Source organism: Bacillus sp. XB1 (assembly GCF_053557995.1).
The window spans coordinates 1,313,636-1,329,192 of sequence record NZ_JBNRIL010000001.1 but is presented as its reverse complement, the minus strand read 5'-3'; the positions used below and the strand labels follow the sequence as shown (position 1 = coordinate 1,329,192).

Below are 15,557 nucleotides of genomic sequence, written 5' to 3'. Positions count from 1 at the left end.
AATTTTAGTAAAGAAGTGTTCTTTATGTATATGAAAAAATGATGTTGTTACTTGCGGAATATATGTAAATCGTAAATTCGGTTTTTGTATTCAAATTAAAATGTGTCTTTGAACCTAAGAGATAAACGTGGAAAAATAAAATAAACTCTTAAGTTTAGGTATTTAATCTAAGCAGTCAATTATTAAAAACATATAATTAATATGTGAGTCATGAACATAATTAAATAGCGTTTGCAAGTTTAATTATATTTCATGTTTCCTATTTTAAGTCAATATATAACACATACTCTTTTACAACTTTATGATTCTTATAATAGGAAAAACTCAAATATAAAACAAGTAAGGAGGACATAAATGACAAGTAATAATTGTTTCGGTCATAACCACTGCAATAATCCGATTGTTTTCACTCCAGAGTGTTGTAACAATCCACAAACAGTTCCGATTACTAGTGAGCAATTAGGTAGATTAATTACTTTACTAAACTCTTTAATTTCGGCTATTGCAGCGTTTTTTGCAAATCCAAGTGATGCAAACAGATTAGCTTTACTCAATTTGTTTACTCAACTATTGAACTTACTAAATGAATTAGCACCTTCTCCAGAAGGGAATTTCTTAAAACAATTAATTCAAAGTATTATTAATTTACTACAATCTCCTAACCCAAATCTAAGTCAATTACTTTCTTTATTACAACAATTCTACAGTGCTCTTGCACCATTCTTCTTCTCTTTAATTATTGACCCTGCAAGTTTACAACTTTTATTAAACTTATTAACTCAATTAATTGGTGCTACTCCAGGAGGCGGCCCAACAGGTCCAACAGGTCCAACAGGTCCAGGAGGCGGAGCAACAGGAGCAACAGGAGCAACAGGAGCAACAGGAGCAACAGGAGCAACAGGAGCAACAGGAGCAACGGGAGCAACAGGAGCAACGGGAGCAACAGGAGCAACAGGATTAACAGGTCCAACGGGAGCAACAGGCCCAACAGGATCAACAGGAGCAACAGGTCCATCAGGAGTAACAGGAGCAACAGGCCTAACAGGATCAACAGGAGCAACAGGTCCAACAGGTCCAACAGGTCCAACAGGAGCAACAGGTCCAACGGGGGCAACAGGAGCAACAGGTGCAACTGGTGGTGGAGCTATTATTCCATTTGCTTCAGGTACAACACCATCTGCGTTAGTTAACGCGTTAGTAGCTAATACAGGAACTCTTCTTGGATTTGGATTTAGTCAGCCTGGTGTAGCATTAACAGGTGGAACTAGTATCACATTAGCATTAGGTGTAGGTGATTATGCATTTGTAGCACCACGTGCAGGAACTATCACGTCATTAGCAGGTTTCTTTAGTGCGACAGCTGCATTAGCTCCAATATCACCTGTTCAAGTGCAAATACAAATATTAACTGCACCTGCAGCAAGCAATACGTTTACAGTACAAGGTGCACCTCTATTATTAACACCAGCATTTGCCGCAATAGCGATTGGTTCTACAGCATCAGGAATCATACCTGAAGCTATTCCAGTAGCAGCTGGGGATAAAATACTGTTATATGTTTCATTAACAGCAGCAAGTCCAATAGCTGCAGTTGCTGGATTTGTAAGTGCAGGTATTAATATCGTTTAATTTGTTACAATGTTTAGTAGGAAATTAAACAGGGGTTTGTATATAGTCCTTCCTAATAAATTTAGGAAGGACTATATTTTTTAGGAAAATAAGTAATAAATTAATTGAACAATTACTCTTTGTTAAGTTCGTATAAAAAAGTATAATTTACCCTTTCTCATTTAAGTAATAAGTTATGTAACTTTAAAAATTTCCAATCAGTAAAAAAAGATGAATTCTTTTAAAAAAGAATTCATCCATAAGATAAACTATTTATTTTTATTACAGTTACATCCTTTTTTCTTTACATAGCCTTGCTCCGCTAAGTCTCTTTGCGATTGGGAATTGGAAGATTGAGAATTGGAAGATTGAGAGGATGCTGAAGAGCTACTATTTTTATTATAAGAGTAGTTTTTTCGATAGTTATAATTACTCATAGTACTATCACCTCCAATTTAATATATAAATATTATATGTATGTCCACTATCAATTGTTACTATTTTTAATAGGAAGAGAAGATACAATAAAAAAATCTCCTTGGTATTTTCCTAGGAGATAAATGATGATTCTTTTGAAAATTTACAAATTAATAGCCCCAGTAAAGAGGGAAGTAATAAGAATCTTGGTGATGCGGATTATGTTGTTGAGCGAGGGGCTGGGTTGGATAATTTTTCATTTCACGGTTTTGATTGCAGTTTGACGGAGGACCAATTACAGTAGTTGATTGAATAGGGGAAACCGCTTGTTTCCATTGTTGTTCATTGAGGCAGTAAGTATGTGCCATCATATGAGCAGGAGTTAATCTTAAAATATCAGAACCGAAAATAACTTCTGGCGCTGGAGCATTGAAAATAGCTAATAAATGAGTATTATTTGCTGTAGCAATTTCATAATGCCACCACGCTTGTGGAATGTTGGCGACTTGCCCGGGTTTTATCGGTAAGTTTAATATTTGATTCGTAAATGGATTAAGTAAAGAAACAACAGCAGCCCCTGAAATACAATAAACAAGTTCAGCTGCATTTTGATGAATATGTGGTTCTACAACATTTCCTGTACTTAAATAAATATCTAATAAAGAAGTATTTTCTAAAGTATTTAATTGTTTAATACCAAGTACATTTATATAATTTTGGGCATCTTTCCGAAAAAAATTACTTTTATTTACATCATAAGTAAAATTGGTTGAGGGGGAGGTATAGTCGATGTTGGCAGTCAATTGTATTACCCGCCTTTCTATAGGTAAGTTAGGTTACAAAATTAGGATATGTGTCTAGTCTTTGTTTTGTGCTGTTGTCGGTAGCTTAATAAATTCACTTATTCCATAAAGAATAAGGTGTTAAGACCAAACTATATTCGTATTCCCATTCATACTTTGGATTGATGGAAAAAAGTAATGAAAATGTTAATTTAAAATTACATCAATCATTTATAAGGAGTGAATGTTCATGTCATTTAGTGAAATGATTAGAAATGAAGTACTCAGCTGGGCGGGTGTTTCTGAAAAACCGCATCGATTTGGTGGTATTGAAATAAATTATGGCAAGAAAGAACTTGGCCATCTTCATGGTGATAAATTAGCTGATTTACCATTTCCGAAGTTAAAGCGAGATGAATTAGTGAAGCAAGGCTTGGTAAAACCACATCACGTATTACCTGAATCAGGATGGATCAGTTATTATTTAAAGAGTGAAGAGGATATTCCATTTGCAATTGAGTTATTTCGTATGCAATATGATCGAATTAAAAAGTAATGAAATAAAGTAGGATAATAAAAATTTATTTTTATGTCACATCCCTCCTTAATCGTTCGTCTTGTATGTAGAACGATTAAGGAGGGATTTTATTATGAATACATTTGATATAGCAATTGTTGGCGGTGGGCTTGCTGGATTAACAGCATCTATATATTTAGCGAAAGCTGGAAGGAAAGTGATTGTATTAGAAAAGTCCAGTCAATTCGGTGGCCGAGGGATGACTACAAATAAAAATGGAATCTGCATGAATCTTGGTGCACATGCTTTATATAGAGGCGGGGCAGCGTTTATAACTTTTAATGAGCTTGGTATGACTCTTCCAGGTGGAATACCATCTACAAAAGCACATGGAATATGGAAAGGGGATATATTCACTATCCCAACAGATTTTTACTCAATTTTATCAACACCACTACTTTCTTGGTCTGCAAAAGTACAATTCTCACGTCTTATGATTCGTTTAGGAAATTTAGATGTAGGAGAAGTTCCGAAAATGAGTCTAACTACATGGGCAGAAAATGAAATAAAAGATCCAATGGTTCGCAATATATTTTATGCGCTATGCCGAACAACAACATATACGTTTGCTCCTACAATACAATTAGCATCATCTGTACTAAAGCAAATACAGCTTTCTATAAAAGAGGGAGTGCTTTATGTAGATGGTGGTTGGGAGACGATAATAACAAAATTAAGAGCTATAGCGAATGATATCGGGGTGCAGTTTTTGGCTAAAAAGCATGTTGTGGAAATTGAGCATTCCGAAGGTAAACAAAGAATACATTGTGTTGATGATGAGGTTTTTGAAGTAGGCGCAGTCATCGTGACGACTCCGCCGAAAGAAGCTTGTAAAATAATAAAAGGTGCAGAAGGAACAAGTTTGCATAGATGGAGTGAACAATCTGTACCGGTTACTGTTGCTGCATTAGATATTGGCTTGAGACAATTACCCAATCCTACACATCAATTTGTATTAGGATTAGATCAACCTATATTTTTCACAAATCAATCGAGAGCAGCTAAATTAAGTGAAGATGGATCAATTGTAGTGAGTCTAATTAAGTACTATAATCCTGTACTCGAGATGAATCATATTCGTGATGATAAAGAACAGTTGGAAAGTACGATGGAGTTGTTACATCCAAATTGGAAAAGAGAAGTTGTTGCACAGCAATATTTACCGAAAATAACAGTAGTACATGATTTTCCTCATATTGACCGTGTTGAAAAAGCGGGCCCTAATATACCTGAAATGCCAGGTGTTTATGTTGCAGGAGATTGGGTAGGGCATGATGAAGTATTAGCTGATGCTGCGGTAGCAAGCGGGAAGCGTGCAGCATTATACATTTTAAAGCAATATGAAAGTGAGGCAGTTCATCATGGAAACGGAGCAGTTATATGAAGCGTATCAACCATTATTATTTTCGTTAGCATACAGAATCCTTGGGAGTGTTATGGATGCTGAGGATATCGTTCAGGATGTATTTATCTCGCTAAATAATATAGAAGATCCTCAATCTATAGAAAATATGAAAGCATATTTATGTAAGATGGCGACAAATCGTTCAATTGATAAATTACGATCGGCAGCGCATAAACGTAACGTGTATGTAGGGATGTGGTTGCCAGAGCCAATTGTAGAAGAGAGTGATGAGCCATCAAAGTCATTTATAATGAAAGAATCCCTTTCCACCGCATATTTATTACTTTTACAACAATTATCTGAGGTAGAAAGGATTGTTTTCATATTAAGAGAAGTTTTCAGTTATGAATACGAAGAAATAGCTTCAATTGTTGATAAGAGTAGTGTAAACTGCAGGAAGATCTTTCAACGTGCACGAAAAAGCATGTTGGAGAAACCGAAGCAATCAAAATTAAGCACGGAGAAAATGGCTTCTTATGTTGAAAAGTTTGTATCATCATTACAGTGTGGGGATGCGGAAGGTATGTTAGAAGTATTAAAAACAGATGCTATACTCAAAGCTGATGGTGGTGGTAAAGTTACGACTGCGATTAACCCGATTTATTCTGCGGATCGAATTATACGTTTGTTCTTTGGGATTGCACAACGATTGACAGAAGAGTACACTGTTGATTTCAAAATGGTCAATGGTATACCAGGAGTTATAGTTACAATAAATAATAAAGTAACTTATGTTCTTTCGTTTGTATTTGAAGATGAGAAAATTTCAAATATTTATATGATGGTTAACCCTGAAAAACTTATGCATTTAAATGTAAAAATATAAAAAAGCGCATTTCTTCAGAAATGCGTTTTTTATTATTTTTCTAACATTTCAAGAGGTACATCTTTTTCGCCAGCTACCTCAAATTTAATTTCCCCGTCTTCTTCATAAATACGTGTAATAATCGGTATAGTAATCATTAATTTTTTATGCTGCTTTCGTTTTCTAGCAGCATCTAAGCTAATCACGTTCATTTGTAAGCATCCTTTCTTCTGGAAATATATAGACAAAGAAAATGCGTCCGAAAAGGGCGCTTAATTGAATTTGAAATACCGATTCATTTAAATGGGGTTTATATAATTTAATAACTGCAATTTTAATATGAAATAATATAAATGGAATAATTGCACGTAGAAATTAACTTTACCAAAAAACGAAACAATATGCTATAAAAAAATTCAAATCTTTGTCATATAATAGGAAAAAGGTCTTTGTTTCGCATATAATGAAAGTAGACGGGCAGCAAGAGCTTTTTCATCATATTGCTTTGGAAAGGCGATGAAAAAAATGGATACGTTAGATTCATTATTATTTCAACTTGAACAATATGGAGAAGAGCATGATCGAAATAAAAAAACACGGGAAGAAAAATTACGGAATATTACTCGTGAGATGGGGCAATTTTTATCAATTTTAGTAAAAGGGTGTAGCGCAAAAAACATTTTAGAAATCGGAACTTCTAATGGCTATTCTACATTGTGGTTAGCTAATGCGGTAGAAGAAACAAATGGAAATGTAACAACTGTAGAGCTTTCTTCAGAACGAGTTGGAGAGGCACTTGTCAATTTTGAAAAGGCAAACCTTTTACAAAGGATTGATGTTCATAATCAAGAAGCAGGGGCATTTTTAGATGCGCAATTAGATCATTCATTTGATTTTATTTTCCTAGATTCAGAGCGTACGCAATACATGTGGTGGCTTGAGCATATAAAACGCATTTTACAACCAAAGGGTTTTCTTGTTGTTGATAACGCAACCTCTCATGCAAATGAATTAGCCGAGTTTAAAAAAATGATAGAAGAAGATGAAATGTTTGAAACGGTGTTATTGGCATTTCAAAATGGAGCATTCGTAGCGCGCAAGAAGAAATAGGAGTGAGCGCAATATAATTATCACATTGAAAAAGGGTGTATGTCAAAAGATTGAGTACAGAAGGATAGGAGAACATAATTTATAGTAACATACGAAGAATCCGCCTTCAGCATGTCGTTCTCTAGGTCTTAAGTCTGAGGAAAATTATGTTGTTTACAGGTATACTTATAGTAAGAAACAGGGAATGACTGCATAAACAGGCATTTCTAAAAAAATCGATTTCAAGCAATCAGAATGTATATGAAATACGATATAATAGATGAAATATAGTGCATATAAATTCGCACATATAAATAAAGGAGCGATTTTGTTGACTGAACTCGAGAAAAAAGAACCTGTATCGATCGTGAAAGATAATAATGTAGAAGTAGTAGTTGATACAGTTATAAAAGATGCAGAATTAGAGGAACTGAATAAAGAAGCTGATCTTTATGTACAAAAGTTAAATAGCGAGCAAAATACAGATTTATCAAAAGTATTGTCTCAGCTAGGAGATTTAGGAGATAAAGAGCAACAAGCAGCAGGACAAACGTTGTCAGCATTAAAACGTCCTGTAACAGCGATGATGAATGGAAAGAACGAAGAAATTCCAAATACATTGTTAGAATTACGAAAAGTGGTATCAGAACTTGATCCGAATTCATTAAAAGCAAGTGGTATGAAGAAAATTATGTTTAAAGTATTCAAGAAAAATCCACTTGAAACATACGTGCATAAATATCAATCTATAGATAAGCAAATTGAGGAGATTATAAGATCCCTTCTAATTGGTCGTGACAACTTACAAGAAGATACAGTTGGTCTTGAAATGCTTAAAGAGCAATCGCATGATAAAATTCACGCTCTTGATAAGCAAGTATACTTAGGGAAAAAACTTGCTGGCATGCTGGAAGCTGAGAAACAAAATCCAGAACGTCAAAGAGATATTCCATTAATTAACGATGCGTTAGAAAAGATACTTGTACGTACACGTAATATGCAGCAAGCGAAAAGTGTTTTATTACAATCTATCGCATCTGTAGACATTATTAAGAAAAATAATGAAAAGTTAACAGAGGCAATTCGTAATGCAATTACGATGACGCAAAACGTTGTAACGGTTTCAGCTGCTATTCAGTTAGCGTTAACAAATCAACGGAAAACAATCGATGCAGTGAATGCGACAAATGAAGCAATTGAATCGATGGTATTAAGTAATTCTCAAGCGTTAAAACAAAATACAGAAGAAACGACAAAATTGCTTGAAAACCCTGCTATTAGCATGGATAAATTACGTGAATCATTCCAAAATGTGTTCGCTGCAATTGAAGCATCTGAAAAATCGTCAGAACGTATTATCGAGTCAAGTAAGAAGTTCGTTATTGAACTAGACACATTTAATGATGAGATGAAGCAGAAACTCATTCAGCGTCCAAGGAAATAACGGATTATTAGAGGAGGTGAACAAATGAGTTTCATTCAAACAGTATTATTACTACTCGGTACATTGCTTTTAATAGCATTTACTGTCGTTGTTTTAGTCGTATATTTCGGACGGAAGCTGTATTTTTCATGGACGAAGCCATATAAAAGAGCGCAAGATTCTTTAGACAAGTTATCAAACAAATCAATACCGTTTCTACAAGAATTTACACAACATCCACTGTTTTATCGCTGGATTCGCACTGAAGGAAAGAAAGAACAAAATACATTAAATACTCTATTTTGTGCATCAGGTCAACGTACGAGAGAACAAGTCTTCTCGATGTTACCGAAAGAAAAGCAGAAAAAAGTGCATGTAATGGCAAAAACTACGAAAAAGCTTACGAATGAAGATATTGATGTAGCTGCGATGAAAGTGAAAGATTTCTTAAGACAAGAGACACAGCAAACTGTAAAACCGACAGACTTATCATTTTACAAATTGTATTTTTATGACCGTTATCCAGACGCATTAAATACAATTCAAGCGTATAAACGCTCAATAAATCCTTCATTACAAAGAACGGTTGATGATATTACAATTTCAGTATTGAATGCACTTCCGTACTATCAAGAGCAACGCATGTTTGAACAACAACATAAACTTGAAACGTTCTTAATGAAAGATTTAACGGCCATGTTATCGTTGGTAGTACAATTACCACCTTCACAAAGACCAGAGAAAGAAGAAGAACTGAAAATCTACTTGGAAAATTTCCAAAAAGAAATGGAAGTAGTAGAGCGAGATATTCGCGACTCAATTGATCACGATTTAAATGTGAAGATGAGAGCAGCGACTGAGAAGTTTAAGAATAAATAACAAAAAGCGCCTTAAAAGCTAAGTATCACAGCTTTAGGGCGCTTTTTGTTATGAGATTTTATTTTGCACTAACGGTAGTATGACTAGAAGCCACACTTTCATTATGCAATCGATCAACTGCAGTTACGACATACGTATACGTTTCTCCAGAAATAGCGGTTTTATCTACATAAATTTCTCCAAGTGTTGTTTTTCTTACAGTAGTAAGTAAATTTTTCGGATTTTGTATATCCACTTCATTTTTCCCATTCGCGCGGTAAATAGCGTAATAAGCAGAATCATTATCTCTATTGTCAATGATGCCAATTGCAATACCTTCATTTCTTGGAATGGCACCTTTTAAAGTCGGTTGTTTTGGTGGATCATGATCAATCCAAGGCATAGGCGGGATTAATGCAGGATGTTTATATATGTCTTTTGAGAGTCTATCTTTAACTCCAAGTGGATTGTTATTAATATCTTTTAAGCTAAAATGCATACTACCTTTTATTTCAGGATATAGCCGGTTTAATGCAATTTGTCTTGGATATTCTTCTGGATCAGACCAAGCAGGGACGGAGTTATTATTAATTTTATAGGCCGCTTGACCGATGTATAGGTGAATCGGTTTGTTATTTGTTTCTTTAACCCACCAATCTACTAATATGTCATATGCAGCTGGGGTGAAACCTATATTCCAATATATTTGCGGTGTAATGTAGTCAATATATCCTTTTTGTATCCACTCACGTGTGTCAGCATAAAGGTCATCATAGTTTCTTTGGCCTGCGGTTGTGTTAGAGCCAGTCGGATCGTCAGCTATATTTCTCCATACGCCGAACGGACTAATGCCAAACTTTACATATGATTTTTCTTGTTTTATAGCAGTATTTAAATCTTTTACAAGTTCATTTACATTGTTACGTCGCCAATCTTCTATATTTGTAAATCTACCGTTATTATATGTTTCGTACGTTTTCTGATCTGGAAATTCTTCACCGGCTACTTTATATGGATAAAAATAATCATCCATATGCAGCGCATCAATATCGTAATTTTGCACGATTTCTAAAGCACCTTCTGTTATAAATTTTTTCACTTCTGGAATACCGGGATTGTAATATAACTTTCCGCCATAAGGGACAACCCAATTGGGATGTTGCCTTGCAGGGTGATTATTTGATAATCGATTTATATCGGTGTGATTCATCGTTATTCGGTATGGGTTAATCCAAGCGTGGAATTCTATATTTCTTTTATGAGTTTCTTCAATCATAAATGCAAGCGGGTCATAACCAGGATCTTTTCCTTGTGTTCCTGTAATGTATTCAGACCAAGGACCGTAATTTGAAGGATAGAAAGCATCAGCGGTTGGTTTAATTTGTACAACAACTGCATTCATACCAGTGCTTTTTACATCGTCTAATAATCTTATAAATTCTTGTTTCTGTTTTTCAATGGGTAAGCCAGTTTTTGAGGGCCAATCAATATTCAGAACAGATGCAATCCATACAGCACGTAATTCATGTTTTTTGTATGCAGTATTTACTTCAGCATAAGTAGAGTGAGGGGGAATGAAAGAGAAAGGGATGAACAAGATGACGATACAACATATCATTAATAAACGTTTAACGATCATTTATACGCCTCCCTATCATATGATTATTTAAAATAATATAGGAGGCGAGGTTGACTTTGCAATAGAGAAAATTGCATATTGAAACATTAATTTAATAGGAAAAATATTTTTAATGAAATTTACTTTCATTATAACTAAATTCATTTACTACTTCATATGCTTGTTAGTAAAGTGAAACTTCCTTTCATTTGAAGGGTAATAAATTATAAGTATAGGAGGATTAATAAATGAAAGTTTTGTTCGTCTGTTCTGGAGGAATGTCCAGTGCAATTGTTGTAAACGCTTTAAAAAAAGAAGCGGAGAAAAATGGTGTGAACATGGAAGTGCATGCAATTGGAACGAATGAGGTAGAGGAAGAAGTAAAGAATGGCTGGGATGTCGTAATGGTGGCACCTCAAATAAGACACCGATTTGACTCTGTAAAAAAATTTGCAGAGGAGGAATCTATTCCGTGTGGCATCATTCCACCGCAAGCATACACGCCACTTGGAGGCCCGACTTTATTAAAAACTGTAAATGAATTAATTAGTTAGGAGGAAGCGTTATGAATAAGTTTGTCACGTTTCTTGATAAAAACTTATCTGGCCCGATGGCAAGGCTTTCTGAGCAGAGGCATCTACAAGCAATCCGTGATGGAGTTATTTCGGCGTTACCATTTATTATAGTAGGAAGCTTTTTTTTAATAGTAGCATTTCCACCACTGCCGAAAGATAGTTTCATATCGGTTTGGGCATTAAAGAATCAAACAAGTATATTGATACCATATCGTTTAACTATGTTTATTATGTCCTTATATATAGCATTTGGAATAGGATATAATTTAGCGAAAAGTTATAAATTAGATGCTTTATCAGGAGCACAGCTTGCGGTATGTTCACTACTTTTAACATTAACGCCTGAGTTAATTGATAAAAAAGGATTCATGCTTCCGATGACAAATCTTGGAGGTCATGGATTATTTGTGACGATGATCGTCTCTATTTTATCAGTTGAGATTTTAAGGTTTTGTAAGAAGAATAACGTAACGATAAAAATGCCAGAACAAGTACCACCGTCAGTATCACGTTCATTTGAAGCACTTATACCTGCAGCATTCGTTATTATTATGATGAGTCTTATTACAGTCGTTTTTAAAGTTGATTTACATTACGTTGTAGATAAACTAGCCGCACCGTTAGTAAAAGCTGGTGATAGTTACTTTGGCGTTATTATACCTGTATTTTTAATTACGTTTTTCTGGTCTTTCGGGATACACGGAGTATCAGTTGTAGGTACTGTGGCAAGGCCACTTTGGGATGTGTATTTAGGAAAGAACGGTGAAGCTGTAGCAAGTGGAGCGAGTCATTTTCCGTTTATTGCACCAGAACCGTTTTATCAATGGTTTATTTGGATTGGTGGTTCGGGCGCAACGTTAGGGCTTGTGTTAGCTATGATTGTATTTGGTCGATCAAAATATTCGAAAGCATTATCGAGAACGTGTATTGTTCCGGGGATTTTTAATATAAATGAACCGGTTATATTCGGTTTGCCGATTGTATTAAATCCAATTTTAATTATTCCTTTCGTCATTACCCCGTTAGTAACAGCTACTATAGCGTATGCTGCAACCGCAATGGGATTTGTAACACCAACGCATATTATGCCGCCATGGACATTACCTGCTCCAATTGGTGCATATTTAGCAACAGGTGGAGATTGGCGTGCGATTGTATTAGTTTTTATAAATATAACAATATCGTTCCTTATTTATTTACCATTCTTTAAAATGTACGACAAAAATATGCTTGAAATCGAAAAGAATGGTGACGGAGAGTCGGTTAATCCTTAATCTGCATGCTGTTATTTTGAGTGATAGACTTTTTGTCTATCACTTCTTTCACATTAAAACTAGAAAGGGGGAAATAGAATGAATATAAAATTTAGTTATAAAGGTGTGTTTTTATTACTATTTGGAGTGATTTGTGCAAATTTACTTTTTGTCCCTTTATTAGGCATGCTAAATTTATCACAAATGCATAGTATTTGGCTCGTTACAAGTATTGCGGCAAGCGTTTTGCTTACGGTAGTTGTTTCTTTCATTGATGGATCGTTTGCATCGAAAGCTCAGTTGTTTTTTAGATTTATATTGTTTTCGATTGGTTGTACGTTGGTTACTTACATGATTGTTTTTTAGTAAATAGGAGGTCATGCATGTTATGTATATTGCAGGGGTAATGTCCGGTACTTCGTTAGACGGAATAGATGTAGCACTCGTTCATATAGATGGAAGCGGTGTAGATTCTAAAGTTGAACTCATCCATTTTACTACTGTGCCATTTTGTAATGATATGAAAAATGATATCCAGCAGGCATTATCAATAGAAAATTCAAATGTACAACTTATATGCAGTTTGAATTTTAAACTCGGTTTACGCTTCGCAAACGCTGTAAAGGAAGTTTGTAAAGAGGCCAATTTTCCTTTGAGACAATTAGATTTAATTGGTTCTCACGGACAAACGATTTATCATCAGCCACAGCAAGATGGAGGTATGATTCCTTCTACATTACAAATTGGAGAACCAGCAATTATAGCGTATGAAACGAATACGACGGTTATTTCTAATTTTCGAACGATGGACATGGCAGCTGGAGGACAAGGAGCACCACTTGTACCATATTCAGAGATTATTTTATATCGTCACCAAACTAAAAATAGACTACTACAAAATATCGGTGGGATTGGTAATGTGACTGTAATACCAAGTCAACTAAGTGAGAAAAGCGTTATAGCATTTGATACAGGTCCAGGTAATATGGTAATGGATGAAGTATGTCAAAGGTTGTTTCAGTTGTCATATGATCAAAATGGTAACATTGCAAAACAAGGAGTAGTTGTAGAAGAGGTTTTGACATATTGTATGAATCATCCATTTTTGAAAATGAATCCACCGAAATCAACTGGTAGAGAACAGTTTGGAGAAGAATTTGTCAGTGAGTTATTAAAGCGGTTTGAAAAGCATAGTAAAGAAAATATATTGACGACTGTCACAAGGTTTACAGCAAGTTCAATTGTTTATCATTATAAGGAGTTTATTCTGCCGTATTATGAAATCGATGAGGTAATTCTAGGTGGTGGCGGAAGTTATAATGATACACTTGTAGAAATGATACGGCATGGATTGAAAGAAGAAAAATGTGCATTATTCCTTCAAGAAGATATAGGCTATTCTTCAGAAGCGAAGGAAGCAATCGCCTTTGCCATTTTAGCAAATGAAACATATCATCGTAATCCGAGTAATGTGCCGAGCGCAACAGGTGCTAAGAATTCCGTAATTTTAGGGAATATAACATTCCCTCCATACGCAGATGAAAATGAGGCGAACATATGAAGTATATGATTGGAGTAGATGGCGGGGGAACGAAGACAGAGGCAATTGCATTTGATCAAGATGGAAATGAAGTTGTAAGAGGTACGAGCAGATTTGGAAATGTATTAATAGATTTTGACCAGGCGCTTTTGCATATTATGGAAGCAATTAATCAATGCCAGAAGAGTTTAATGAATGAGCATTGCGTTTGTATTTGTTTAGGATTAGCTGGTATAAGCGGAGGGAATACAAATGAATTAACATTACGTTTAAAAAAGAAATACGGAACAAAAATTGAAATTTTTAATGATGCAATGATCGCGCATGCAGCTGCTTTAAAAGGTAAGGAGGGAATATTAACTATAGGTGGTACAGGTGCAATTTGTATCGGAAAGAAAGGGGAAGTATATCAGTATAGCGGTGGATGGGGACATATTTTAGGAGATGAGGGGAGCGGATATTGGATTGCATTACAAGCTTTAAAGAGAATGGCAATTCAGTTCGATCAAGGAATCAGTCTTTGTCCATTGAGTTTGAACATTCAAAGGCAGTTTCAACTTTTGACACCGTCTCATATAAAAAGCTTAGTATATACTTCTTCTAAAGATAAAATTGCAGCAATCGCGCCATTAGTTATTCAGGAAGCGAGAAATGGCAATGATAATGCGTATGAAATTATGATGCAAGCTGGAAAGGAATTGGCAAGGATTACAGTAAGTGTTTATAACAAGTTGAACTTTAAGCACTCAACGCCAATTGCAGTAAGTGGCAGTATATTGCGTTTAGTTCCTGAAATATTTGCTGTATTTAAGAAATGCTGTGAAGATAGTATGAAAGAAATTACATTCGTATCACAAGCAGAAATGGCAGTGAAAGGAACATATTATTTAATGAGGGATATATATTTTTAAAAATAGTGTATGAGAATTTTTGTATGATTTGTAAAAATATGATGTTAAAATGTATAAAGGGATGTATGTTAAAAACGTACAATATACGTAATAATTGAATATTGTATATGTAATCCCATGTAGAAAGTGAATGATTATATGATTAATAGTATGCAGTTTTTGTATTTGGTCGCTTCTTATTTATTTGGGAACATATTGACCGCTTATATAGTAACGAAATGGAGATATAACGTTGATATCCGAGATGAAGGAAGTGGGAATCCCGGCGCAAGAAATATGGGGCGTGTATATGGAAAAGGATATTTCATCGCTACATTTTTAGGTGATGCAATTAAAGGGGCAATCGTAGTTTCTATTGCAAAATACCTTTTTGGAGATTCTACATTTGTAATGTTAGCTTTACTAGCTGTTTTACTGGGACATATTTATCCAATTGTATTTAAAGGCAAGGGCGGAAAAGGCATATCAACATTTATTGGAGGATTAATCGCATTTGATTATTTGATAGCGCTTACTCTTGTTGCTGTTTTCATTATATTTTATTTAATTTTTAAAGGGTTTACTAAGCCAGGGTTAATTACAATTGCTTGTTTACCAGTTTGCATGATTTTGTATTCTTATTCTATTATTACGACTATTTTAAGTGCTTTTATCATTGTGCTTATTTTATATGTAAATCGAGACTGAAACGAAATT

The 15,557-nt window shown here is 34.8% G+C and carries 17 protein-coding genes; 13 read left to right on the top strand and 4 right to left on the bottom strand.

The annotated features are described in order from the left end of the window. Window positions 1-354: 354 nt before the first annotated feature. Window positions 355-1,629, top strand: coding sequence for an exosporium glycoprotein BclB-related protein (locus ACK1U5_RS06655; protein ID WP_448814781.1), 1,275 nt, complete (start codon window positions 355-357; stop codon window positions 1,627-1,629). A gap of 248 nt (window positions 1,630-1,877) precedes the next feature. On the opposite strand, the gene ACK1U5_RS06650 is transcribed toward ACK1U5_RS06655, so the two are convergent. Together ACK1U5_RS06650 and ACK1U5_RS06645 are read right to left on the bottom strand one after the other, a co-directional pair. Further along, the gene (locus tag ACK1U5_RS06650) at window positions 1,878-2,045 is read right to left on the bottom strand and encodes a hypothetical protein (RefSeq protein ID WP_002094006.1); all 168 of its coding nucleotides are present in this window, start codon (window positions 2,043-2,045) and stop codon (window positions 1,878-1,880) included. 150 nt (window positions 2,046-2,195) lie between these two features. Further along, complete coding sequence (locus ACK1U5_RS06645; RefSeq protein WP_048568162.1) at window positions 2,196-2,828, bottom strand: cupin domain-containing protein; 633 nt, start codon at window positions 2,826-2,828, stop codon at window positions 2,196-2,198. 229 nt (window positions 2,829-3,057) lie between these two features. On the opposite strand from ACK1U5_RS06645, the gene ACK1U5_RS06640 reads away from it, so the two are divergent. The 3 genes from ACK1U5_RS06640 (at window position 3,058) to ACK1U5_RS06630 (ending at window position 5,615) form a co-directional block, all read left to right on the top strand. Then, window positions 3,058-3,363, top strand: coding sequence for a luciferase domain-containing protein (locus ACK1U5_RS06640; RefSeq protein ID WP_000010319.1), 306 nt, complete (start codon window positions 3,058-3,060; stop codon window positions 3,361-3,363). 94 nt (window positions 3,364-3,457) lie between these two features. Further along, complete coding sequence (locus ACK1U5_RS06635; RefSeq protein WP_061113326.1) at window positions 3,458-4,768, top strand: phytoene desaturase family protein; 1,311 nt, start codon at window positions 3,458-3,460, stop codon at window positions 4,766-4,768. Further along, window positions 4,746-5,615, top strand: coding sequence for a sigma-70 family RNA polymerase sigma factor (locus ACK1U5_RS06630; protein ID WP_000447144.1), 870 nt, complete (start codon window positions 4,746-4,748; stop codon window positions 5,613-5,615). The genes ACK1U5_RS06635 and ACK1U5_RS06630 overlap by 23 nt, the downstream gene beginning before the upstream one ends. Before the next feature lie 32 nt (window positions 5,616-5,647). Here the strand turns inward: ACK1U5_RS06630 and ACK1U5_RS06625 are convergent, their stop codons facing one another. Continuing rightward, the gene (locus ACK1U5_RS06625; protein WP_001100984.1) at window positions 5,648-5,806 is read right to left on the bottom strand and encodes a hypothetical protein; all 159 of its coding nucleotides are present in this window, start codon (window positions 5,804-5,806) and stop codon (window positions 5,648-5,650) included. A 304-nt stretch (window positions 5,807-6,110) separates the two neighbouring features. On the opposite strand from ACK1U5_RS06625, the gene ACK1U5_RS06620 reads away from it, so the two are divergent. The 3 genes from ACK1U5_RS06620 (at window position 6,111) to ACK1U5_RS06610 (ending at window position 8,985) form a co-directional block, all read left to right on the top strand. After that, window positions 6,111-6,704 (top strand): O-methyltransferase, encoded by a 594-nt coding sequence (locus tag ACK1U5_RS06620; RefSeq protein ID WP_002005067.1) that lies wholly within the window; start codon window positions 6,111-6,113, stop codon window positions 6,702-6,704. A gap of 310 nt (window positions 6,705-7,014) precedes the next feature. Beyond that, window positions 7,015-8,127 (top strand): toxic anion resistance protein, encoded by a 1,113-nt coding sequence (locus tag ACK1U5_RS06615; RefSeq protein WP_000137396.1) that lies wholly within the window; start codon window positions 7,015-7,017, stop codon window positions 8,125-8,127. 24 nt (window positions 8,128-8,151) lie between these two features. Beyond that, on the top strand, window positions 8,152-8,985 hold the full coding sequence (locus ACK1U5_RS06610; protein ID WP_000008378.1) for a DUF3974 domain-containing protein: 834 nt from the start codon (window positions 8,152-8,154) through the stop codon (window positions 8,983-8,985). A gap of 58 nt (window positions 8,986-9,043) precedes the next feature. Here the strand turns inward: ACK1U5_RS06610 and ACK1U5_RS06605 are convergent, their stop codons facing one another. Further along, window positions 9,044-10,603: a glycoside hydrolase family 10 protein gene (locus tag ACK1U5_RS06605; protein ID WP_070758093.1), complete on the bottom strand. Its 1,560-nt coding sequence runs from the start codon at window positions 10,601-10,603 to the stop codon at window positions 9,044-9,046. Window positions 10,604-10,830: 227 nt separating this feature from the next. On the opposite strand from ACK1U5_RS06605, the gene ACK1U5_RS06600 reads away from it, so the two are divergent. The 6 genes from ACK1U5_RS06600 (at window position 10,831) to plsY (ending at window position 15,548) form a co-directional block, all read left to right on the top strand. Further along, complete coding sequence (locus ACK1U5_RS06600; RefSeq protein ID WP_000865907.1) at window positions 10,831-11,136, top strand: PTS sugar transporter subunit IIB; 306 nt, start codon at window positions 10,831-10,833, stop codon at window positions 11,134-11,136. A gap of 11 nt (window positions 11,137-11,147) precedes the next feature. Then, entirely contained in the window at window positions 11,148-12,431 is a 1,284-nt protein-coding gene (locus ACK1U5_RS06595; RefSeq protein WP_087875361.1) for a PTS sugar transporter subunit IIC, read from the top strand. Window positions 12,432-12,509: 78 nt separating this feature from the next. Beyond that, complete coding sequence (locus ACK1U5_RS06590) at window positions 12,510-12,776, top strand: hypothetical protein (protein ID WP_001021966.1); 267 nt, start codon at window positions 12,510-12,512, stop codon at window positions 12,774-12,776. 22 nt (window positions 12,777-12,798) lie between these two features. Next, on the top strand, window positions 12,799-13,971 hold the full coding sequence (gene anmK / locus ACK1U5_RS06585) for an anhydro-N-acetylmuramic acid kinase AnmK (protein ID WP_087875362.1): 1,173 nt from the start codon (window positions 12,799-12,801) through the stop codon (window positions 13,969-13,971). Beyond that, window positions 13,968-14,861: a BadF/BadG/BcrA/BcrD ATPase family protein gene (locus ACK1U5_RS06580; RefSeq protein WP_087875363.1), complete on the top strand. Its 894-nt coding sequence runs from the start codon at window positions 13,968-13,970 to the stop codon at window positions 14,859-14,861. Before anmK ends, ACK1U5_RS06580 begins: the two co-directional genes overlap by 4 nt. A 138-nt stretch (window positions 14,862-14,999) precedes the next feature. Continuing rightward, window positions 15,000-15,548, top strand: a complete 549-nt coding sequence (gene plsY, locus ACK1U5_RS06575) for a glycerol-3-phosphate 1-O-acyltransferase PlsY (RefSeq protein ID WP_016109967.1) — start codon at window positions 15,000-15,002, stop codon at window positions 15,546-15,548. The last annotated feature ends 9 nt before the right edge of the window (window positions 15,549-15,557 follow it).